17 protein-coding genes are annotated in these 23027 nt (G+C 47.9%); 3 read left to right on the forward strand and 14 right to left on the reverse strand.

Going from position 1 to position 23027, the window contains the following annotated elements:
* From PAT3040_RS37085 to PAT3040_RS15525, 6 genes are all read right to left on the reverse strand, one after another.
* The coding region (locus PAT3040_RS37085; protein WP_181376639.1) for an aminopeptidase P family N-terminal domain-containing protein at positions 1-523 on the reverse strand (523 nt) is incomplete at its 3' end.
* Between the two features lie 55 nt (positions 524-578).
* The gene (locus PAT3040_RS15505) at positions 579-1616 is read right to left on the reverse strand and encodes a phosphotriesterase family protein (RefSeq protein WP_258235018.1); all 1038 of its coding nucleotides are present in this window, start codon (positions 1614-1616) and stop codon (positions 579-581) included.
* A gap of 101 nt (positions 1617-1717) precedes the next feature.
* On the reverse strand, positions 1718-3394 hold the full coding sequence (locus PAT3040_RS15510; RefSeq protein ID WP_108993458.1) for an extracellular solute-binding protein: 1677 nt from the start codon (positions 3392-3394) through the stop codon (positions 1718-1720).
* Positions 3395-3456: 62 nt separating this feature from the next.
* Positions 3457-4845: a helix-turn-helix domain-containing protein gene (locus tag PAT3040_RS15515; protein WP_108993459.1), complete on the reverse strand. Its 1389-nt coding sequence runs from the start codon at positions 4843-4845 to the stop codon at positions 3457-3459.
* Between the two features lies 1 nt (position 4846).
* Complete coding sequence (locus PAT3040_RS15520; RefSeq protein ID WP_108993460.1) at positions 4847-6601, reverse strand: sensor histidine kinase; 1755 nt, start codon at positions 6599-6601, stop codon at positions 4847-4849.
* 219 nt (positions 6602-6820) lie between these two features.
* The gene (locus PAT3040_RS15525; RefSeq protein ID WP_108993461.1) at positions 6821-7405 is read right to left on the reverse strand and encodes an SGNH/GDSL hydrolase family protein; all 585 of its coding nucleotides are present in this window, start codon (positions 7403-7405) and stop codon (positions 6821-6823) included.
* Between the two features lie 282 nt (positions 7406-7687).
* Between PAT3040_RS15525 and PAT3040_RS15530 the strand changes: the two genes are divergently transcribed.
* Positions 7688-8458 (forward strand): IclR family transcriptional regulator, encoded by a 771-nt coding sequence (locus PAT3040_RS15530; RefSeq protein WP_108993462.1) that lies wholly within the window; start codon positions 7688-7690, stop codon positions 8456-8458.
* 80 nt (positions 8459-8538) lie between these two features.
* Here the strand turns inward: PAT3040_RS15530 and PAT3040_RS15535 are convergent, their stop codons facing one another.
* From PAT3040_RS15535 to PAT3040_RS15570, 8 genes are read right to left on the reverse strand one after another with little or no spacing between them, the layout of a single operon-like run.
* Entirely contained in the window at positions 8539-9519 is a 981-nt protein-coding gene (locus tag PAT3040_RS15535) for a carbohydrate ABC transporter permease (RefSeq protein ID WP_108993463.1), read from the reverse strand.
* A gap of 9 nt (positions 9520-9528) precedes the next feature.
* Positions 9529-10413: a carbohydrate ABC transporter permease gene (locus tag PAT3040_RS15540; RefSeq protein ID WP_108993464.1), complete on the reverse strand. Its 885-nt coding sequence runs from the start codon at positions 10411-10413 to the stop codon at positions 9529-9531.
* 1 nt (position 10414) lies between these two features.
* Entirely contained in the window at positions 10415-12664 is a 2250-nt protein-coding gene (locus PAT3040_RS15545) for a DUF5696 domain-containing protein (protein WP_108993465.1), read from the reverse strand.
* On the reverse strand, positions 12657-14714 hold the full coding sequence (locus tag PAT3040_RS15550; RefSeq protein ID WP_108993466.1) for a YIP1 family protein: 2058 nt from the start codon (positions 14712-14714) through the stop codon (positions 12657-12659). Before PAT3040_RS15550 ends, PAT3040_RS15545 begins: the two co-directional genes overlap by 8 nt.
* A gap of 30 nt (positions 14715-14744) precedes the next feature.
* Entirely contained in the window at positions 14745-15611 is an 867-nt protein-coding gene (locus PAT3040_RS15555; protein ID WP_087568848.1) for a carbohydrate ABC transporter permease, read from the reverse strand.
* Complete coding sequence (locus PAT3040_RS15560; protein ID WP_108993467.1) at positions 15612-16601, reverse strand: carbohydrate ABC transporter permease; 990 nt, start codon at positions 16599-16601, stop codon at positions 15612-15614.
* A 3-nt stretch (positions 16602-16604) separates the two neighbouring features.
* Positions 16605-19595, reverse strand: coding sequence for an extracellular solute-binding protein (locus tag PAT3040_RS15565; protein ID WP_108993468.1), 2991 nt, complete (start codon positions 19593-19595; stop codon positions 16605-16607).
* On the reverse strand, positions 19592-20722 hold the full coding sequence (locus PAT3040_RS15570; protein WP_108993469.1) for an ABC transporter ATP-binding protein: 1131 nt from the start codon (positions 20720-20722) through the stop codon (positions 19592-19594). Before PAT3040_RS15570 ends, PAT3040_RS15565 begins: the two co-directional genes overlap by 4 nt.
* A 435-nt stretch (positions 20723-21157) precedes the next feature.
* Here PAT3040_RS15570 and PAT3040_RS15575 point away from each other — a divergent pair, with 435 nt between their 5' ends.
* Together PAT3040_RS15575 and PAT3040_RS15580 are read left to right on the forward strand one after the other, a co-directional pair.
* A complete protein-coding gene (locus PAT3040_RS15575) occupies positions 21158-22531 on the forward strand; it encodes an ABC transporter substrate-binding protein (protein WP_181376642.1) in 1374 nt (457 codons plus the stop codon).
* Positions 22532-22625: 94 nt separating this feature from the next.
* Complete coding sequence (locus PAT3040_RS15580; RefSeq protein WP_108993471.1) at positions 22626-23012, forward strand: RidA family protein; 387 nt, start codon at positions 22626-22628, stop codon at positions 23010-23012.
* Positions 23013-23027: the final 15 nt, after the last annotated feature.

Genomic DNA, 23027 nt, shown 5'->3' on the forward strand with positions numbered 1-23027 from the left:
CCTCTTGCAGGCAAGCCACCTCATGAGGCGATTTGGCCATACGAAGCCGGAATAACAAATCTGACGCATCGACGATTTCAACGCCGCTGAAGCCCCGCTCGATCGCCTGCATAAGAGGGACCGGGATCGCATCCAGTCCGACAAGGCCCAGTCTGCGCAATGCCGTATCGGCTTGAAGTTCCTTGCAGATCGCGGCCAGGCTGGTATAATTCGCATGCGGATATTCAATCTGATCCGGCACCGTGACGCAGTTGAATTCGGGTAACAGTCGCACATCCGGCCAAGAGCTCATCTCGCGGCAAAACATCTCTCCCTCGGGCGCCGCGATAATAAACGGATCGCCTTCCAGAGGCACGATCGCCGCCCCGCGCTCGAACAGCGGCCAGTAGTTGCCGACATATCGCAAGTTTTCTTTCCTGTACTCATCACCGTAAACGAGGCAGGCCTGCAAACCTTGCTCGCGCATCAATACCCGCAGCTTGTCGGTCCTTTGTGCAAATTCTTCTTGCGGAATGACTGCCATTCATTCCATCCTCCTTCGTGTTTTTCAGCTCTGTTGTTCGGTCAATTAAAAGATATTACGACTCCCCATTATCCATAAATTGCGCAGGATTATGGCACATCAGCGCTTCGATCTGCGGGGGTGTAATGCCCGCATCCTCCATCATCGGAATAATATTGGTCAGCATATGGTCGAAGCCCCAGCCGCCGTAACGATGCAGGCAAGTTTTCAGGCAAACGTCGGTCGAGACAAGGATTCGCGATAGGAAACCCCAATCGATTAATTGCTTGATCGCCTTGACTCGCTCGATATCCCGGGCAAATAAGCCGCGAAGCACGCTTCGGTCCCGTTTGTCCGCATAAAACTCCTTGCCGAAATTATCAAACTCTACATATACGCCGAGGTTCAACAAATCTTTGATATAGGGCATTCGGATATCGACATCGATATGGTTGATGCATATTTTTTCAGCTGCGGCTCCATGTTTGGTTAATAGATCCACGATTTCGTAGCCGTTTTCCGTGTATAGATCGGTATGCACATGCAAGCCGAGTCCCGTTTCCTTCTGGGCAATAGCGGCGGCAATAAGCGCTTTTCGTTCATTTGGATAGATGATTTCGCTCGTTCCGATTTCTCCGATGACCCCTGCTTTAATGGCGGTTCCGTCTATTCCGACGGTAATTTCCCGCAGCAGCTCTTCCGTTATGCTTTCGACCGTTTTGTCATCCATATCCGGCGGATGCGACCCCCGCACATAGTAGCCGCAGCCTGCGATTATGTGTAAATCCAACTCTCTGGCCAATCCTGCCAATAGAACCGGATCTCTCCCGATATCACGCAGGGTAAGGTCGACGAAGGTCTTCCCTCCCGCTTTCTTAAACAGCAACAGCTCGTCGCGGACAACGTCTTCTTCGTCAATAACCGCATTATCCAGCACGGCATACGGATTGCGCATTAACTTTCCGAAATTGCGCAGCTCTACTTGTTCCCCAGCCAGCTTCTGCTGGGCGATGCCGACGGGCGCCGGCACCAATCGCCTCAGATCAATGAAAGCATGCTCATGGGGCAGAACCCATCCGAGAGCATCCTTGCCCACCTTTCCCGTTACCGTCATAATAGACAATTGATTCATCTCCTAGCGTATGTTTTCAAGGAAGCAGGCGGTTCGCGCCTGCCCCTTGAAAGAAAATGACGGGATCCCTTAAATCCTTTTCCTTACTTGCTGGCCTTCCACTTGGCGACTTCCGACGTGATCGTGTCCCCGCCAAGATTTTTCCAATTGACGACAAATTCATCGAAGGCGTCGATCGAGGATTCGCCCATGACGATTTTCGTAAACGTTTCCAGCTCCATTTTCAACAAGGTCGCTTCTTTCTCCACCATTGTCTGCGTCGGTCCGGAAATAAAGGACGTCATCTTAAATTGATCCTTCGTATGGTAGTCGTACAAGACGGTAATCGCGTCAAAAAATCTCGTAAAACCCCAACCGTTCAAATCGCCATTATTGAATTCATTAATACCCTTGTAGAAATTCGCCTGTCCCGGATTGCTTGTCAAATTAAGCAGCGACTCATCTTGTTGCTCCACTGCTTTGGAAACATATTCGTAAGTCTCCACGTTTTGAATCGGATTAGCCGCTTGCAACAACGCGTATTGCCATTTCTCTACATCGCCGTTCATGTTCATATCCGTTAGCGGATACTTCTCCCGATCCCAGTCGTGGCTAGCCGCGCCCAGCAGCTTGACCGCCGCTTCGGGATGCTTCATGCCTTTGCGCACCACATAATACTGGTCGATATTGTATTCCGTTTGCGGCCGGGCAGCCGTATCGTCGATGGAGGGCAAGTGAAACGGTTTCCATTCCATCTCGGGATCAAGCGTCTTGCCATCCAGGAACAACAGCGGAGACCAATCGGCGCCGTAGAACATGCCTAACTTTCCGGCATTTACGGTTTGAATAAATTTTTCTTTATCCTTCACGCCGAACTCGCGGTCGATATAGCCATTGGCATACATCTCTTGCAGCTTGGCAAGCGCCTGCTTCATTTCCGGCTGGATGCTGCCGTAGACAAGCTGTCCGGATTCATCCTCCACCCAGCTTTTCGGATAGGCATGATAGCCATTAAAGAACCCTTCTAGCCCTGGCTCCAGACCATAAAAATCTTTGGCCGCTCCCAGCCCGTGCGTATCGTTTTTGTCGTTGCCATCCGGGTCCTGAGTGACGAACGCTTCCGCGATTTTGAACACGTCGTCCATCGTTTTCGGTTCAGGCAAACCCACCTTTTCCAGCCAGTCCGTACGTACCCACAGGAGCGGCGCGGTATCAAATGAGCCGGGGTTCACCGGCAGCCCCAGCAGCTTCCCGTCGAAGGTCGCCGATTCGATGCCGAGCCCGCCGTCTTTCATTAGCAGCTCTTTCATTTTCGGCGTCCCGTAATTTTCCAATGCTTCGGTCAAATCCTCTAACTGCCCGGCTTCCACCAATTGATTGAATTGAATGCCGTTGACCGGCATAATGTCCGCCAGTTTGTTGGAAGCCATCGCGATGTTGAATTTTTGGTCGTACTGGGACGGATCGGACACCCACAAATATTTGATTTTAATGCCAAACTCCTCTTCATACAGCTTTGTCCATGCATTATTCTCGATGGTTTCTCCGTTTTCGAACTTCAAATTGGAATTTACCGTCCTGATAGCCGTCACTTCAATCGGAGGATCGATTTTGCCAAGCGGTTCCTTGCTCGCGGCTTCTACAGCCTCGCCATTCCCAGTGACTCCGGTGTCCTCAGGCTTCGTACTGTTCCCATTGCCTTGATTGGTGCAGGCCGCAGTCAACACGAGCACGCTAACTAATGTGGATCGCAATAACAAATTTGCCATCTTGCCTTTCATATCCCAGCCCCCTGTTCCTAGTTGCTTACATCTCCAATTATAAAATAGGGCCTTCTCCCGTTCTATCGACGATCCTTGTCTTTCTTTACCTTTGTTGCCTTCTTGAATTCCTTCTCCATGATCGAGCGCTCCCGATACTCTTGCGGGGTCATCCCGTTGAGCCGCTTGAACGAACGGTTGAACTGGGACGCGCCTTCATAACCTGCCGTTGTGGCAATCTCCTGAATCTTCATCCCCGTTTCCTCCAATAACATCCTCGCCTTCTTCATCCGTTCCTGCGTAATATAGTCCGATAACATCATGCCCGTCGTTCGCCTGTACAAGCGGGACAGATAGGTCGGACTATGATGGACCAAGGTAGCCAGCGCGGTTAAACTTAAATCCCCGCCCAGATGGGCAATGACATAATGTTGAATAAACAGGATGAGTTGCTCGGCATGCTCCCCGTCGGCCGGTTCGTAGGTTGAAGACGGTTGGTCCGAATCCTGAATCAACATCTCCTGTCCATTGCCTGCATACCGGCTCAGCAAATCCGTTAATAATTTCATTCGGCTACCGATTTGTTCCCAGCCGTACGGCTCTCGCGCGATTACAAAAGATACGGGATGCTTTAACAGCTTCGTACAGGTCTGCTGGACGGTTTCCATAATCGAATAAACTCTTGTCTTCAAATGCTGCCACGCACGCTGCTCCTGCCCGTCATCTTCCGCTGCCCCGGCCATCCATGCTCCAGGTTGAATAAACCATACGATTTTATAAGCTTCCAGGGTAAAGGAGAGTTGAATGCAAGTCGGCATTAAATATTCGGCGGCAATATTTTGACAGGCGTAAAGAAGCAGCGTTCTCTCGGATTCGCTCATTCCTTCTTCCCAGCCGTCCATGCTTCCTACAACAAGGAACACGGGTTTGTCCGACAAAATAGGCATATCGGATTCGGCAAACTTCCTCGCGCGTACTTTGGGAGCAGGAACGGGTTCCGCTATCATTTCCAGCAAGGTGTTTTTTTGCAACGCTGGGATCGCCAGCTGCAGCTTTGTTTTTGCATGCAAATCCTGATTCATCTGTTCCTCAAGCTTGTCCAATTCGGCAAAGGCTTTCTCAACCGCCTCGAGCAACACATGGTCATCTTCGTTTTTGAGCACATAGTCGACTACCCCTCCCATGCGAATGGCCTTGCGGGCATAGTCGAATTCGTTGAAACCCGTAAGAAAAATCACTTTGCACATTGGCCAGCTGTGTATAATCCGCTCATGCAATTCAATGCCGCTCATGCCGGGCATTCGAATATCCGAAATCACAACATCGATGCGATTATGGGCCAAGCAGTCTAACGCTTCATAAACATTAAATGCGCGGTATGCCTCCAGCTCCCTCTGCGAACCTTCGGCGAGCAACAGAAAGATATTGTTTACAATAAACGGCTCATCATCGACGATCAGTATACGGTACATATTAGTCTCCTTTGTGAGTGGGATCGGCGGGGATATAGATTCGGACAATCAGCCCCTTCTCTTCTCCAGGCGACACTTCCAGCCCGCCGCGGTCGCCGTATCGCAGCTTCAAGCGGCGCTGGATATTAACGAGCCCGGTCGTTTCTCCTTCTTCCAAGCCCTCCAACTGGCGGGATAGCAGCTCGAATTCCGTCTCTGTCATGCCGGCTCCGTTATCCTGAACGAAAAACCAAAGTTGACCGGCCTCATGCCGGAACCAGATTTGCAAACGACCGCCCGCAATCGTGTCGCCAAGCCCATGTTCGTAAACGTTCTCGACCAACGGCTGCAGGATTAAGCGCGGGACCTTTATGTCTTCGCAATCCGGAGGCACGTCGCCGAACGCGACTTCGATTCGATTCGAAAAACGCACATTTTGAATCTCTACATAGGAACGAACGTGGTTCACTTCATCCTTAAGCGCAACTTCTTCCAATCCGTTTCTCGTAATGAATTGGAAATAATCGCCCAAGTTTTTGGAAACCAATTCGGCCGTTTGATTGTCGCTATGTTTAATCAACCGATGCAAAATATAAAAGCTATTGTACAGAAAATGCGGCGTAATCTGCATCTGCAATTGCTTGAGCTCCGATTGCTGAAGTCTGATCTTCTGTACATAAAGCTCATCAATCAACGTTCGCAGCCGCTTGACGGCATGGTCAAAGCGATTAAACAAGTAACCGAACTCATCCGCGCGCAAAGGCATCTGGATTGTATTTAAATTGCCTTCCTCCACGCTTCTAAACCGGCGAACCAGCATTTGCAAAGGTCGTTGAATCAAAAGATAGATACCATACGAGAACAGGACAACGATAATCAGGGAACTGCCTACAAGCAGCCAAAACCAGGTACCGTAAGTTTTAAGCTGGCCGACTAATAGATTCTCGGGAAAATAAAAGACCAGAGTCGCATCGAGAAAAGCGGAGGAATCAATAACAACCACATAATTTTCTTTGCCGACCTTCACTTGCTCCGTCGAAAAGGACAGCCCTTCGCGCTGTTCTACATAGGCCCTCACCGTTTCAATCGCTTCCGGATAATGATCATTAGAAAGGCTCCAATTCGAGTTAAAAAGCAAGGCTCCCCCTTCTTGAGGGAAAGACGCCAACGCGCCTGCCAATGCTTCTTGCGATAGCTCAATATTGTGAATAAACGCCGGCGGCTTCCAATCGTTATCCTTGTTCAACAAAAAGGTAGGATAAGTTAAATTTAGATGCAGTCGATGATCCCAGGCGGTTATAGGGACGCCATTGGTATAGGTAGCAAGCGCTACTGCCTCCATCTCTTCCTTGATGCCCGGTTGGTCCATCAGGTGAGAAGTGGATACGACGCCCCCCATCGAATCGATGTATACGGTAATATCCTTGATGTAGCTGCTAGAGTCCTTGAGGGCAACAAGCTTATCCGTCAAATCATTAATCGCTTTACTACGCTGATAAGCGGATAGAATGGAACTGGCACTGCTCAGCTTCAGCAGATCTTCATCATTTACGAAAGTTTGCTGTGCCCGGATAACACGTTCCAGTTCCTTCTCCAAATTGGCGAAATAATAATGAATCGTTGTTGAGATCGAGTGCGAGATTTGGCTTTTCACCTCTCGTTTGCCAAGCTCGTTTAACACGAGGCTTAATGTAAACAAAGGCAAGACGATAATCATAAATGTAACAATAATTTTGGTAAAAATAGGTATGTTATCAAATTTAAGCTTTGACCACACTTTATCATCTCCCCGATTTATATATACCTCATATTTTAACTTGAATGACTGCAGTATCACCTCATAAAAATTAAAAAAAGTGCCCTTATCTTTGGCCACAAAGACAAGAACACTTTACTCCAGCAGCACCCGATTCCTATCCGGTAAAATCCAAATCGCACTTACGATTGTTCCGCACCGGACGCGATTTTAAAGTCCGCTCGACCGATGCCACTCCCTCTACAGTTTCTCCAGGATCAGTTTTGCTGCTTGCTCGGCGCATAACCTGTAACCTTCTTCGGTGAGGTGAAGGCCATCTTCGCACTTGTAATAGTTTTTTTCTTGCAGCATTAGCGCATATAAATCGTTGACCGTTATGCTTTCTTCGGCCGCCACCCGTTTAGCCGTTTCATTATAATGGACAACCCAATCATTGTTGAATTGGATATGTACGGCTGTCCCTGTGTTATCCAGCGAATAGCCGCTACTAAGCACAGGGGTGGTTGTCGCGAATATAATCGCCGCGCCATTGCTTCGAATTTCGCCAATAATTCTTTTTAAAAAATGAATATATTCATCGATTGGATGCATCGCTTTCGTCATGGGCGCTTCGATGTTCATATCCCAATAACCGTTATTCCAGTGGACCACATCAAATTTGCCATGTTTTCTAAAAAGCTGGTTGGCCTGCCAGAGCGTATACGCCGCAAAACGGCCATTGTCTTTATCGTCGTAATAAACCTCGCATTTATCTTTCAAAAGATCCCTGACATATTCGTCATATCCCATACGAATGGAATCACCTAATAAAAGAACCTTTTTCATTGAACTCTCCCCCGCATCTAGCTGACCTGCAAGGTCAACGCGATTATTCTAACCCCTCTTCAGTGTACTCTCGGGAATATGAATATTATTTATCAAAAAGACCATGAATCGTGTCAAAAAGTCCACTCTTTGGCATGCCACTTTTTGGAGCCTTGCGGACAGCTCGCCTTTACGCCCGTATTCGAAGTAATTAGGTATATCGACATTTCGCAGCAAATAAGGTAGAATCATATTAGGTTTCATATTTATGAAATCTTTTCTATGAAGGGTGGAGTTGGAAATATGAGTCAACAGGCACCAAAGGTTAAATCAGCAGATCGTGTGCTTGACATACTTGAGCTTTTTACAGGTGAACAGGAATCTTATAATCTGACTGAAATCGCCAAAAGCTTAAATATGCCGCCAAGCAGCACGTATCTCATTCTTCAAAATATGTTAAACAGAGGGTATCTGGAGACGGATCGGTCGAAAAAACAGTTCCGCATCGGCTACAAGCTGTTTACCATTCGATCCGGCTACATGCGAAATACTAGCTTGACCGGAGAGTACTATCAGATCGCGGAACGAATTATCGATGATGTCAACGAAACCGTCAGCTTGGCCATTCGGGTGGGAAATCAAATTCAATACATTGGCGAGAAAGTAAGCTCGCATGCGCTTCGTTTTAATCATAGCTTGGGAACAACATTGCCTCTCCATGCTACGGCATCCGGAAAAATTATACTTGCCGATCTGTCCATGGAGGAGCTGCGAGACTTGTATCCGACCGATCAACTAGAGAAGGTTACAGACAAGACGATCTCCACCTTTCCCGACCTCTTGAAGGAGCTTGAGAAGGTAAGAACTCAGGGGTTCGGCTATAACATGGGGGAAACGGTTGACGGCGTACATTGCATTGCAGGCGCTGTCTTGGATGCAGAGGGCAAGGTGGCTGCTTCCATCAGCATCTCTATACCAGTAGTTCGTATTACTGGCGAGTTGTGGGGCAGGGTGCATGATTGGATCAAACGATCCTGCGAAGAACTAAGCAGCAAGGTCTATCAGCAGCACTAACGCCAATAGTACAGCAAAAAGCCGTCAGGGGGGCAGCCTGACGGCCTTTTTTTTGGCGAACGTCTCGCCGCGCATGACAGTTATTCTACAAGCCCCGTACGTTCAATTCCTTCTGTAAACCAGCGTTGAGCAATCAAGTACACAATTAGCGGCGGCATAATGATTAAAAATGCGGCTGCCATCTTCGGTCCCTCAGAGATGGGATCCTTGCCGTAAGCGCCGACGTTAACCACTTCATTGCCCATCAACTCCGCTGTGAGCGAGTTCAATCTCATCGACAACGGGGTGAAGTCATTGCTTAGAAACATAGCTGCATCGCTGTTCATATTCCAATACCAGACGAACGAAAATAAGAACACTACAAGGCTTGCCGCGCCGGCAAGCGGCAGCATAATGCGGAAGAACAGGCGGAAGATCGATGCTCCATCCATCTTGGCCGCCTCCTCCAGCGCTTTCGGCTGAGCCAGGAAAAACTGCCTGAAAATAATGATAAACAAAGCGCCGCGCAAACCCTGGCCAAACAACGCAGGGATAAATACAACAAGCGGCGTGTCTAGCCAGTTAAGCTGATCATAAATCATATACAGAGGTATTACGGTTATTTGCGGCGGAACGAGAAAAGTAACAATAATGAGAACAAAAAATATATTTTTCCCCGGAAAGCGCAGCCGTGCAAGCGCATAGCCGGTAATCGAGCAGGACAGTACCTGCAGCAGCGATCCCATGGAGGAAATAAAGATCGTATCCAAAAAGGCTTCGACATATCGCAATCCATCCCAAGCATCGATATAATTTTGCCAATACAGCTCTCGCGGTATTAATTGTACAAGCGGGTCGATAAGATCGGGTACGCTCTTGAGGCTGGTTGAAATCATTTCGAGAATAGGTTGCAAGTAGAGGAACGCAATGACCGTCAGCAATACAAAAATGATCAATTTCGCGACCAGTCCATCGTTAACATTTTGACCGAGCAAAACCCGCTTAACCTGCTGCGATCTGCGGCTCGATAAAGTTTTTGTCACTTCCAGCCTGATCTGCTTAATGGAGTCTTCCATTTTCATCGTGTACACTCACCTTCCTTTTGTCGCACGGTAGGTCAGGCCCAACGTTACAGACAGCAGCAGTAAGACTAAGGCGAAATACAACCATGCCATTGCGCTTGCATAACCGTAACCTGTCGTTGGAGAAAACATATTGCTCGTAATAATGCCCAAGATGCTGTTAAACGGAAAGGTGAACAAATCGACAATGGTGTAGACGGCGTTCAACCCTATAAAGGGGACCATGGCGGGAAAGGTGATTTTCCAAAAGCTCTCCCAGGGCGACGCGCCATCTACGCGAATGGCTTCATAGATCGTTTTCGGTATCGTCTGGAATCCGGCGATAAAGATTAAGATCTGCACGCCGGAATACCACAAAATAATAACGGCTTGGCTTAGAATGCCAACAAGCGACGCCGCTGTCCGTTCGTCAAAATTTTTATGGATGATGGCCTCAATATTATATTGCTCGATAAAGGGCAGCTCGCCTGCTCCCTGCGTAAATAGCTCCATCACCACTTGCCCGGTGGCAAAAATGACCGGCAGGAAGAAGATGGCGCGCATCGCTCCGCGGCCGGGAAACCTTTGATTGAGCAACAGAGCTACGAAAAACGAAAAAATGAGGATTAAAGGAATGATAATGACCAATTCCTGCAATAACGTTATCAACTCGATGCGATAATTGCTATTCTCAAACCATACCCGTTTATAGTTTTCAAGACCTACCCATGTGTATGAGAACCCCCCGGCCCGAAAATAAAGCGTATTAAAGCTGTTGTATAATGACCAGCCAACAGGAAAGGCGACAAATGCCGCAAATCCGATCATCCAGGGAAGCATAAACAAGTATCCGACGCCGTATTCTTGCATGCGGAATACGAATAGCCCTTTGCGCCGTCCTTTCTCGCTGTTCATCTTATTTGGCTCCCCCCTTCGTCACTTCGAATTGATTCCTGTTGTAATCCACTTGTACGGTTGTGCCGTCCTCGTAGGTCGTTGCGTATACCCCTTCCGCCAGCTTCTCATGATCGCGGATTCGTTGATGATACACGGAGGCGAGCTGGTTGAACTTCCCATACTCTTCTATGATCCGATCCTTCCAGATGTCATATTCGCTGCTAAAAATAAATACATAATCCGTATCCTTTAGCACCCGATTCTCCTCGTAAGTAAGCCCGAAAAACGGAATAGCGCCGTATTCAATCGCTCTCAGAAGCTCCTTATCATAAACGTTGCGTTCATTAGCAGGCGCCGCCGTATATTCAATCATTCCGTGAACGACGATTGGATAAAAAGGAACCATCTCATCGATGATCATATCGTAACTCCAATCGTATGGCAGCGATTGGACGAAATCGACATGCTGGAGCGAATAGCTGAAGCCTTTATATACGCCGGCTCCACCTAGCTCCTTGCGGGTGTAATCGAGCAGCGCCTCGTAATAGTAGGCCGTCTCCTTTCTTGTAAGCGGAGCATCTTCGTTGTGATCGCTAAACAATTCATCGCCTGGCCCGTCGATATAATGGATGCCGTCCACCCCAAGCTCCTTCAGTTGATCAATCACTTCTTTTTGCGCTTGGACGATTTTGATCGGATTGACAATGAATTCAGTGTATGGTCGTATGCCTCCCTGTTTAAATTGCAGTACTGTCGAGTCGATCGAGCGAATGCCATCTGATTTGATATCGAATGAAGAAGCGCTCGAATTTCTCCATGCCGCATAATCTTCGAAATAAACCGTAAAACCTTTTTCATGCATGGACTGAATAAATCGCTTCGCGCCTTCGTTGCCGCCTAGCTCGCTGACAACGGGGAATCGTTCATCCGTATCATATCGGCCGCTGTTTTGCCAGCCTTGATAACTCAGCCTCATATTGGTCACGCCCTGCTGCATCAATTCTTCGACGATTTGCTCTGCTTGGTCGAAAGTGGTTGCCGGCTCATAATCGCTGCCGCCGAATTTCGGCTTTGTCCCTCCCCCTAAAAAAGACAACTGGATCGGCACATTGTCTGTCTGCGGCAACGGGCTGCCCAGCATGCCGTTTTCCTCCAGATAATCGCGATAGCTATGCGCCATGCCGACGTAATCCGCGGCCTCTCCGGACAACAATCGATACTCCAGGCTGCGGTCGTGCTGCGTCCGTTCCTTCTGAATGGTTATGACGAGTTGATCCGTAACTCCGCTTACTCTCCGACCATATTCTTCGCGATAGCTGAAGTTTGCGCTCGCCGTATGATAGCTGGATACTTGGCCGGGAAGCGCAGCTTTGATTGAAGCTGAGAATTGTCCTTCCTTTACGATGGCGGCAAATGCATGCTCTCCCCGTTTTAGGCCAAACACGGGATAGCCGATTTCTTCGCGTCTTCCCCTATTTTCATTGCTTACCTTCAAGCTTGCCATATCGTTTCCATAGATAGGGAATTCGTAGCTATTAATATTGGCTGGCCGCTTTCGATCATAATAGATCAACCCGCCCGGCCCATCCGGCACGAACAAGTATCCCGGCTCCTCCGCCTTTGACACCCCGCCAAAAAAAGGCAACAGATTAATGGCAAATACTTTGTTGTCGCCCGATTCTACAATGCCCTCGCTTGGTATGCGCGCTTCCAGCCCGTGCTCGGTCAAAACATATTGGATAACAAAGGACAGATGCAGTTCCGGATAGGTATAGCTGGCTTGAATCCCTTTGTCTCCCATTAACGTATAACTGATCTCGATTTTCGAATCTATCGAATTTTTCACCAAGCGTCTCGGCTGACTGCCAGATACGTATTCCAATATATAGGGAGATTCGAGATTGGCCAGCAAGGCTCCTTGAACGGTTTCTTTGCCAAGTTGCTCCTTTGACGGATTGCTTCGCCACAAGTAGCCGCTCTTCTTATCGAGTACGGTAATTTGGCTTGTGCGAGGGTCAATCTTTAGTGCAAACGAGCCATTGTCCGCCACGTCAACAAAGCCATCCCCCCCGGCAGCGGGAGGCTGCCATTGTTCACCCTCCACAACCGCCATTAAGTCAATGGAATGCGGACGAATGCCCATGGACTGCAGGGACGGCTGCCGATCCCACCCCAAAATAATGATGGCGGCAGCAAGGATGACCACTGCGGAAGAGGCTGCTGCAATGCGTTGCCATCGTTTACTGGATGGCCATAGCCTTCTAGCCATAGTTAATCACCTCCCGATACACTTGGTTAAAGAAATCAAGCAGGTTGCCGCTAAGCGCAACAAAAATAATGATAAAGATCCACATAACTCCAATGGTGAACAATGTAATTCCCGCATTTTTAAAGGATTCGAGAAAATCGAAGTTATGGATGACCTGCGTCATCACAAAAAGCAATAAAATGATCCACAGCCACTTGAGTTGATGGATGAGATCAATGACTATCCATTCTTCAAGTACCAATACATTGGAAAGGAGTGTAGCCGGAATCGTCATCACGATAAATGGAACGATCGCAAAGGTGCTTGCTTGAAGCACTTCCCGGAAACGGCCCTCGCCGCCCTTAACGGAGCTGACCAAATAATTGGCGATGATCCACGTTAACCAAGGCGCAATCAGCATAAGGAGAGAGAGTCTAACATTGAACCAGGCTAAATTGAAAGGATGGGCGATAAATCCGGAGCCAAATATCGACCAGATATGAACGCCGATTGCAAGCAATACGATTAAAATAATGACGAACCACGATATATTTCTTTCTTTCAGCCGGTAAAATCCATTATAAGGATGAAAGATTAAATAAAATGCATCCCCTAATTCACTTCCGTATTGCTTTACTTTAGGATGCCATGTCCGACTGCGAACGAATGCTCTTGCTCGTTTAAACAAGAAGATAAGCCCCCCTATCAAAACGATCAATGCAACAAGAGAAATGAAGAAATATCGCTGGAGCCATTCGTATCGAAGACTCCAGAAAGCATCCGAGTAACCCTCCGCATCATAAGACTGCTTAAAATAATCAATCGCAAGCTCATAGTCTCGATCATGAAGCGCAATTTTGCCAAGCCCATTAAACGAAATATTCAGCATGCCATTATGCCGAATAACCTCTTCCCAATAAGGCTTGCTCTTGGCATAATCGCCTTCGTAATAATAATGGGCTGCGTTCAGAAATGTGTCGCCGAAGCTCGTTCGCTTAAAGATATGAATCAGATTCGTGCCGCTGTCCGCTACCCATATGTCATTATTGGCATTGACGGCAAGGCTCGAAGCAAAGCTGACCATCCCAAGCTGACGAGCGTTTTTATCCGCTCCGCCCAGATAAAATAAAAGATCGCCTGTTGGATCATAGATGGCTATATTTCCGCTGACTCGATCCATCCCATACAAAAAGCCTTGGGAGTCGTAAGCGGTATCAACCAGATCATATTCGAAAAACGGTTTATTCTGAAAAGCGTCAAACCCGCCGGCATTCAGCTTCTTGATTTGCCCGTCGTTCGTTTTGCCCGTGCTTGTCGTAAATAGGAAGCCGTCCCCCGTGAGCGTCACATTTTGAATCGAGTTTGGCCGTTTGGCTATTTCTTTAGCCAGCATTTCCTTCGAGAGGATCGACCTTTTCAACTGATCAAGCCACGTCAGCTTCGTTTTGTTCGCCCCGAAAAATCCGGTAAACTCGCCTTCCGGATTCATGCGAAGCAAGCCTTGATGCGTATCTTTAACGACGACATACATCACTCCGCGAGCATCCACAACCACCTTTGTGGGCAGAAAGTGATAGTCGTCGCCCAAAACGTTCGACGGCGGCTTATCGTAAGTTTGCTCTACCTGACCTTCCGCATTAAACTTGACAATGTTTCCTGCAGCCGTATTCGCCGCATAGATCGCGCCGTCTTCGGCAACAAACACCCCTTCCGGCTGATTAAGCGTGACCAGGCCTTCCTCATCGCCAATACTCCGAATGTATTGTCCCTGCTCATTGAATTGGACAATCCGATTATTGCCTGTATCTGCGACATAAACATCCCCATTGCCTGTGACAAACAGGTCGCTCGGCGTGCTCAGCGGCACCGCCATTTCATTGCCGTCTATCACCTTCTCCGGGAGATAAATCGGTTGAACATAATACTGCATTCCGCCAACGGAATGATCGATATACACCGTTCTATAAGGCGGACCGGCGGAAATAAGGGAAGGAAAGAGCAAACAAAGCAGGCACAATAAGGCAATCACTTTTACTTTTAAATGTCCAAAGCCATTTCGAATAAGGCTCATTGTCGACAGCCCCCCCTCTGTTGCCCCATCTTATTTCACACCTGAGTGCAGCATCGTTTGAATCATTTTTCGCTGGAATAATAGAAACATAATCAAGTTAGGCAGAAACATGATCAGACCTATGGCGGCGGCAAGGCTTGTCGCGGCAACGCCCGGCACGTTTACCACGAGCGCCGTAGCGTAATAGGCGAGCGTCTTCATCGTTTCCTTCGTCATGAAAAACGTGGAGGTTTCCACATCCAGATAGACGGCCTGGAACGTAATAATGGACACGGTAGCTACAGCCGGAGCCGTTAACGGAATAATGATTTTGGTAAAGATGTACATATCGGACGCTCCGTCGAGCTTGGCCGCTTCCGTCAGAGAAGCGGGGATCTGGTCGATGAATTGCCTCATTAAAAAAACCGCAAGCGGTGAAGCAAGAAACGGCAATATATGAGCGAAATAAGTGTCCTTAAGCCCTAAACCGCTAATGACCAGATAGCGGGGAATCGCTACCGTCTCAGGAGCAAACATAAGCGAGATTAGAATGAGCCCCATAATCATCGTTTTAAAGTGAAAGCGATGCTTGGACAGCACATACCCGGCCATTGTGCTCACCAGGATGACGGCCCCCGTGGCGATGGCCGAAATAACCGCGCTATTGAACAAATAACGCGTAAATGGCACCAACCCCGCCGTAGAACTCAGCAGAAGCTGCTCGAAGTTGCGCCAGGTAGGCTGCTTTACCAAAATCGTTGGCGGATATGCAAATAATTCATTAAGCGGCTTAAATGCATGATTAAATAAAAAGATGATGGGGATTAGCATAAATACCCCTACCGCTGTGAGAAATACGATCAATACAATTCGAGGGAACGATATTTGCTTCCGCAGCTTTCGCACCGCATTTAACATCTACTGCTCCCCCTTTGAACCGAATAGGACAAAACAAAACCTCCATAATACGTAGCTCAATAGAAGCAGTACAACGGATAAGGCGGATGCATAACCCCATTCGTACCGGATAAAAGCATAATCATCGATATGGTTCGTGATGAGATGACCGGCATAGTTCGGCGTAATTGTGACTCCCGTCAATTGTGTGGAAATGGCACCCGCCTTAAGAGTGCCGACAATGGCCATCACGGCGCTAAACAGCATCTGCGGCTTCATGGAAGGGATGGTAATGTAATAAACCTCCTGCAGACTGTTTTTAATTCCGTCGATTCGACCCGCTTCATACAGCTCCGTATTAACGGTTTGCAGACCGCCGAGCATCGCCAGAAAACCGACCCCCATACTGGTCCACAAGGTCACAATAATCATAACGATCATCAAATATTTCGGATCCTGCAGCCATAATTGCGGGGACTCGATCATGCCAAACCGCAGCAATAAATTGTTTAAGTAACCGACCTGATCGCCGCTAAAGGTGGCCGCCCATACAACGGATAGGGCTACTCCGCCCACCATGGCTGGCGCATATAAGGCAAGCGTAAAATAATCGCGAATCGATTTGGGCAATTGATGAATCAGCCAAGCGAACACAAATGCCAGCAAATATCCTCCCGGCCCCACAATAATCGCGAATTTCAACGTATTAGGCAGCGTGTATTTCATAAACACAACATCTTGCGTCAGCATGTAAATAAACTGACTGAAGCCAACAAACCTCGGAAATTCGATCCCGTTAAAATTTGTTACACTGAGCAGGGCTGCAATAAAGACCGGAATAATAATAAAACAAGCAAAGCAAAGCATAAAAGGCGCCAAAAACAAATAGGACATCCGATCACGCCAAACTTCCCGCATAAACGTTTTGACTCGGCGCGTATATAGGGGGGAAGTCTTTTTGGGGCCGGCTGCTGGCGGCTTAACCAATTCGGTATGTTGTGCGGACTCCATCGCTTACTCCCTTCTATATGGCTCGTCATATGGCGTAATGTGCAAATCGTAGTCAAGCATCCCGAATTCTTTTTGTTTCCTCTCCATCTCTCGCAGCAGGGAAAGCTGAGCTCTCTCCAGCGCCTCTCTTGGCGGATCGCCGCTAACGATCGTATCGTTCCATGCAAAATCCATCGCTCTTGCCAAGAAGTAATAACCCGGGACGTACGGAAGATTTTTAACCCACCGGTTTTGCTCATTCAACCTGTTTAGCTCTTCTTCCGTCCATAACAAATTTTGAAGCGCGTTCGAGTTGGCCGTGTTCCACCGATAGGCGATGCCGGCAAACGACTCGATATCCAATCCGTATTGGACTTGGGCTTCGTCAGAAGTCCACCACTCCAGAAACTTCCAGGCCTCTTCTTTTTTGTCGCTGGCCTCCATCATAAACGCCGAGGTCGTTAACTGGGACGCCCAACGCTCTACCGTTCCGTCGTCCTGCCGCACGCCTGGCAAAGGCAGCATGCCCCAACGGCCGGTTAACTCCGGTGCCGCAGTCATCAACTGAACATACATCGTAAGATCGCCTACACCGACCGGTATGTCACCATCACGGAAGTGGTTAAAAAATACAGGTACATCCTTCGGGAGATTATATTTGCTAAACCACGCCGTCCATTGCTTGAAAGCAGCCAGGCCTTCCTCGCTCGTTAACTGCGGCTGCATGCCGTCCGCCGTAAAAAACTCGGTTCCTTGCTGATAATACGGCATGACAAAATCCGGCTTGGAAGTAAGAACATTGTCTTGCATCAAAGTGATTTTGGGGTACATAAAGTTCATGCCGTTCTCCTGAAGCGTCGGCAATATCGCCTCGACGTCTTCCCACGTATTCGGCGGCTCAAGTTTCAGCTGCTCAAAAATATCGATTCGATAAAACAGCATGTTGTACATCTGCGTTTCCGGCAAGCCGTATACGCCTCCATCATATTGATACGAGCGCATAAGTCCGGAATTAAATCGATTGTTGACGTCGTCGAAGCCCGGATACTTCGACAAGTCTTCTGCCGCTCCGCGCATGGCGAATTCTACAGGCGTTTCCATCGCTATGCCCAATGCCAAATCCGGCTGATCGCCTGCCGCAGTGCTCATCATGAGCACGTTCTGATTCGGGATCAGATTAACATTAACCTCAATGCCGGTATTTGGAGTAAACTCGCGCTCAATCATAACCTCCAGCAAATCCACGTAATCCCTTCCGCGCATGACCCAAATCGTTAGCGCATCCTCATCATTGACCTCATTTGTGTCATACTGCTGAACAAACGTCCGCATGAAATTGGAGGCCGTATATTTGATATTGTCCCATGTATTCGGCACCTTTAATTTCGGGTCTGTCCGAGGATTGCGCACGACGATATAATCCAACCTGAGCGACTGATTTTCGATCGTTGTGATCCAGGTGTTTATGCTCGTTTTTATTTCTGCAAATGCAGCGATTTGATTTGGTATATTGTCAACGTCTTCAACAAGCTTTTCAATTCGATTAACCGCCGCATCAAGCGCTGACGACGGATCGGTTGCCGCCTGGTTTAAACCTAGCAAATAGTCTCGAACGCGGCCTATATCTTGCTGCACCGACCGCAGCTTCGATTCCATCTCCGGATCATACCTCGTTACTTCCCAGACCCGTGCCGTATCGAGATTCTGATCCGCCCCGAATCCGTAATTTCCCGAGATCAGACGTATATCTCGCTCTATCGCAGTCAGACTTGCATTAATCTCGCCAAGCGCTGCCACGACCGGATAGATGGGAGAGTTATCCGCAATCATCGACAAACGATGTTTTCCTTCCGTTAAGTAGAATAAATAAGGTTCTTCGTTTTCGTCCGCAAGCGATTTAATCTCGTAGGCTCGATTTGGACGGAACGGGTAGTGCAGCAATTCCTGGAAAGGCACCTTCCCGTCGATCATAATCGTTCGGTACACGACGGCGTCCCCGACATAACCTTGAAAATACTTCAGATCGATTGCATAATGACCCGATTCGGGCACCGATATTTCCCATTCCAGTTCGTCGCCTGCCGTTTTCCAGGTCTCTCCGCCAACTCCGTTATAAATAAGCTTTCCTTTTGGATCCGGTGAAGTAAAGGATTGCGAAACGCTTAGTGTTCGGACGTTTACCGCCGATTTCCGATTAAATCGCTCCGCTTCGAACATCTGAAACCACTTATCGGATTCTGTTAGGGGAGGTCCTTCGCTGATATACGACTCATAGGAAGGTATTTCTTCCGGCGTTGTTAATGTAAGCGAATACAAGGACACCGTTCCGGCTACACCGACCATGCGAATCGTATGCTCTCCTTTGGTCAGCGCAAAACGCAGCGGTTCAGAGGATACCGAATAGTCCGTTGCTTTCCCGGCGTTCCAGCCCATCAGCTCCTCGGATACCGGGCGAATTTCATTGCCGATCGAGTTTCGTTCATAGGGAAACTGTCCATCCTTCCAGTAGCGGGACAATCCGATACTCTTTGCTTCAAGAAATGGATATGTACCGTCTATCTGGATCCCGCGAATGATCCGCGCGAAACTTTCGTCGGTCGGCGCATAATCAATGACAAGATTATATAAACCGTCCTGAGGGACATCCACGATCCATTCGATCCAGCCTTTCCCATTACGCCAATCGATTACGTTCGCGAGCTTCTCGTCGTCCCTGCGCCGCGAAAGCTTTGCCTCCTCCGATGATGAGCTGAATTCGGTCGCCAGCACGGTTATACTTGCATGGTTAGACGGCTGCTGCGACTTATAGGTGTCGCTGAGCAATTGTTGGACATAAGGTACCAGCCCCTGATCGCCTTGCACCGCTCCTTTACTCGTCAATTGAATCTCTTCCTCCGAAAGCACGGGATATACTTCCGGCTTCCCCTCCAACGCACGCCATGCGATGAATAATAGAATACATAGAGCGATAACTGCGATCATGACGATCCTGCGCGGCAAACCCCGGACCCTCATGCATATTCCCCCTTCGCCGTGAGCGACACTCCGCTTTCCTGATCAAAGAAATGAGCTTTGTCCATACGCAGCACAATGGTAATTGCATCTCCCGCTTGAACGGCTGTATGCGCTTCCGTGCGAACAATCAACGTATCCTTTCCGAACGATGTATATAAGAACGTATTAGAACCCATTGGCTCGCGCATATCGACAACTGCGGACACTTTCCAATCCGAATAGCTTTCTAGCGCCCAATCTTCGCATAAAATGTATTCCGGTCGAATTCCCATCACAATCTGGCGCAGGTTTGCCTTTGCCGACCGAATATGAGGGTAATAAAATGGTGGAATTTTTAATCTAACCCGCTTGGAATCGAAATAATACTCATCATCGATGGACACGATCGATCCATTCATAAAATTCATCTGCGGCGTTCCAATAAACCCGGCAACAAATAAGTTATTCGGATAGTCATACAGCGTCTGCGGGGCGGCAACCTGTTGGATCTTTCCATCCTTCATCACGACGATTCGGGTTCCCATGGTCATCGCTTCCGTCTGGTCATGCGTAACGTATACCATCGTCGTTTTTAATTGATTGTGCAGCTTGCTTATTTCCATCCGTGTCTGTGTCCGCAACTTGGCATCCAGATTCGACAAAGGCTCATCCATTAGAAAGACTTGAGGTTCGCGAACAAGAGCGCGTCCCAGTGCAACGCGTTGCTTCTGGCCACCGGATAATTGGCTTGGTTTCTTTGTTAGAAAGTGCGAAATTTCCAGCATCTTGGCTGCCCGATTTACACGCAGATCAATATCGCTCTTCGCCACTTTATGAAGCTGCAAGCCAAGCGCCATATTCTCGTACACGGACAAGTTTGGATAAAGGGCATAGTTCTGAAACACCATGGCAATATCTCGATTTTTGGGAGAAACATAATTCATATATTTATCATCTATATAGATATCGCCCTGGGAAACCTCCTCCAAGCCGGCAAGCATTCGCAGAGTGGTAGACTTGCCGCAGCCAGAAGGACCGACCATGACCAGGAACTCTCCGTCAGCCACCTCCAAATGAAAATCGTTGACCGATGGTTCCGGCTCCCCCTTGTAGTATTTGTAAACATGATTAAAGGTTACGCTCCCCATACTAGGTCACCCCCCAATTTCTAATTTATGAAACTTTTTCAAATACATAAATCAATAATAACAAATGGCTTTCATCTCGTAAACAATAATTTTGCTCTTTGTTTGATCATCGGTGCACTCGATCCAATCAACAATTACGTTTATGAATAAAATTCCTTGACATGAAATAGGTTCATGTTAAAATCAAAACATAAACGGCTTCCAAACTTTTCTTAATCGGGAGACGTAAGCGTTATCATGAGAAAACCTCTATCGAAGTCATTCGAAGATGGGCGACCGCGTTCAGAGGAAGGTTTTATCGCCAAATAGAATTTGTACTTCCGATATCTCGGAAAACTTATAAATTCTATTGTGGTAAAAAGGGGGGAGACTGCAAGCTACTTCTAGAAGCGGCAGCAGTGTCAGTTTGGCAATAAAAAAATGGAGGCGATGTCAATGAAAGCATTTTGGAAGCAGTTGCGCAACAGAAACACCCTGCTTGGACTATCATTAATCATCCTCATACTTCCAATTTTAGCAGCTTGCTCAAAAAACGGAAGCAACAATCCTGCTCCAACCGCGACCGCAACGCAAACTGCACAATCAACCGAGCAAACAACAACGCCAACGCCAGAGACGCCAAAGGATCCCGTAACCTTAACGATGATGGGCTGGAATATCGGCACCTTCGGGCCTGTCATTGAAAAGTTCGAGGAAATGTATCCATGGATCACGATTGAAACGACAAACAAGATCAACGGCTATATTATCAAAAACGTTATAGCTGGCGAGAAGGTTGATCTTATCCTTGTCGACAACGGTTTGTCCGAATGGATGGCCGGCGATCTGCTGGTCGATATGAAACCATTTGTAGAGAAGGATCAACGCATTCAAAGCGCAAAGACAGTAGACAATTTGCTGAAATCATTCGAAACCGGCGGCAAGCAGTATGCCATGCCTTATTCCGATATTCCGATGTGGATTGTTGTTAACAAAGAGCTGATGACGAAATACGGCATTACGATGCCAAGCAATGACTGGACTTATGACGAATTTCTCGAAGTGGCTAAACAAGCTACGAATTCCGCCAATGGCGACTGGGGCGGGCATGGACTTCAGCAATTGGCCGAATTCAGGGCGATGGCTAACGGCAATGCCGCCGGCTGGCGTTATATGAATGAAGATTCTACTCAGAGCGTGGCTCATACGCCGGGCGTGATGGCGGACCTGCAATGGATTCAAGAGCTGACAACCAAGTGGCATATCCAGCCAAATGCCGAAGAAATGGCTTCGCTTGGCATATCAGCAAATCCGGCAGAAGCGTTCTTGAACGGCAATATTCTGTTTTTTGTCGGCGCGGATTGGGAGCTGGAAGGTTTGAAGCAAGCTTCCTTCGAATGGGATGTGCTTCCAATGCCGAAAGGTACGGTGAAGCAAGCTACCGTTCATCAATCCGGTTCGATCTCGATTCCATCAAACTCCGAGCATATCGAGGAAGCTTTCCTGTTTATCAGCTTCTTGTTTGATATTGAAGCCCAGAAAAAATTTATCGAAACGGGTTCCGCCGCTTTCGTAAAAGACCCCGCACTCGATAATTATTATGATGAAGTGCCAATCTGGCAGGGCAAAAATGTTGAAGCGATTAAACTGTCCGCGGATATGTGCTGCTTCTCCAGCGATCCGAATACGGTAGATCTCGGCTCGCTGGCCGGAATCAATAACGAAATCTCCACCATGCTGTTAAATGGCGGCAATTTGAGTGAATTGATACCTAAGATCGAGGCCTATAATACAAAAGCAATTGAAACCCGCGGAAGACTAGCCTGGTAAACGATGACGGAGATGCCTGTGAGGCTGACAGAGCTTAACTCTTCAGCCTCACCCTGACTGTAAAGACTGGCGAACGGCAGAGAGGAACATAACATTGAACATAAAGAGACAAAGCTATGGAACGGAAGAGATCCCCTTTTCGCCATTCTCCGAGTCGGATTCTCATCTATTTGTATCCGGACAAGGCGGAAACGACCCGTTAACAGGCGAAATCAAAATCGGCGACCTTGAAAGCCAAACCATCAATACGGTAAAAAATATCGAGATCATTCTTGGGCAGCGTGGTTTAACGCTGAAGGATGTGGTGAAGGTCAATATATTCTTGACTAATCGCCAGCATTACGAACAATTTAATCAAATATACTCGCTTCTATTTTCACGACCCTATCCTGCGCGCACGCTCGTCTATTGCGACTTGAATTTTGATCTGCTTGTCGAGATTGATGTGATAGCCAAGCTCAAACCTTATGAGAAGATGTAATCCCGTTCCCCGAAT

Origin of the sequence: Paenibacillus agaridevorans, assembly GCF_003112455.1 — a bacterium.
GTDB lineage: Bacteria > Bacillota > Bacilli > Paenibacillales > Paenibacillaceae > Pristimantibacillus > Pristimantibacillus agaridevorans.

Coding starts and splice junctions, on each gene's coding strand:
- PAT3040_RS15505 (WP_258235018.1), bottom strand. CDS start 1,616: ATGACGGTAACGGGAAAGGTGGGCAAGGATGCTCTCGGATGGGTTCTG.
- PAT3040_RS15510 (WP_108993458.1), bottom strand. CDS start 3,394: ATGAAAGGCAAGATGGCAAATTTGTTATTGCGATCCACATTAGTTAGC.
- PAT3040_RS15515 (WP_108993459.1), bottom strand. CDS start 4,845: ATGTACCGTATACTGATCGTCGATGATGAGCCGTTTATTGTAAACAAT.
- PAT3040_RS15525 (WP_108993461.1), bottom strand. CDS start 7,405: ATGAAAAAGGTTCTTTTATTAGGTGATTCCATTCGTATGGGATATGAC.
- PAT3040_RS15530 (WP_108993462.1), top strand. CDS start 7,688: ATGAGTCAACAGGCACCAAAGGTTAAATCAGCAGATCGTGTGCTTGAC.
- PAT3040_RS15535 (WP_108993463.1), bottom strand. CDS start 9,519: ATGAAAATGGAAGACTCCATTAAGCAGATCAGGCTGGAAGTGACAAAA.
- PAT3040_RS15540 (WP_108993464.1), bottom strand. CDS start 10,413: ATGAACAGCGAGAAAGGACGGCGCAAAGGGCTATTCGTATTCCGCATG.
- PAT3040_RS15545 (WP_108993465.1), bottom strand. CDS start 12,664: ATGGCTAGAAGGCTATGGCCATCCAGTAAACGATGGCAACGCATTGCA.
- PAT3040_RS15550 (WP_108993466.1), bottom strand. CDS start 14,714: ATGAGCCTTATTCGAAATGGCTTTGGACATTTAAAAGTAAAAGTGATT.
- PAT3040_RS15555 (WP_087568848.1), bottom strand. CDS start 15,611: ATGTTAAATGCGGTGCGAAAGCTGCGGAAGCAAATATCGTTCCCTCGA.
- PAT3040_RS15560 (WP_108993467.1), bottom strand. CDS start 16,601: ATGGAGTCCGCACAACATACCGAATTGGTTAAGCCGCCAGCAGCCGGC.
- PAT3040_RS15565 (WP_108993468.1), bottom strand. CDS start 19,595: ATGAGGGTCCGGGGTTTGCCGCGCAGGATCGTCATGATCGCAGTTATC.
- PAT3040_RS15570 (WP_108993469.1), bottom strand. CDS start 20,722: ATGGGGAGCGTAACCTTTAATCATGTTTACAAATACTACAAGGGGGAG.
- PAT3040_RS15575 (WP_181376642.1), top strand. CDS start 21,158: ATGAAAGCATTTTGGAAGCAGTTGCGCAACAGAAACACCCTGCTTGGA.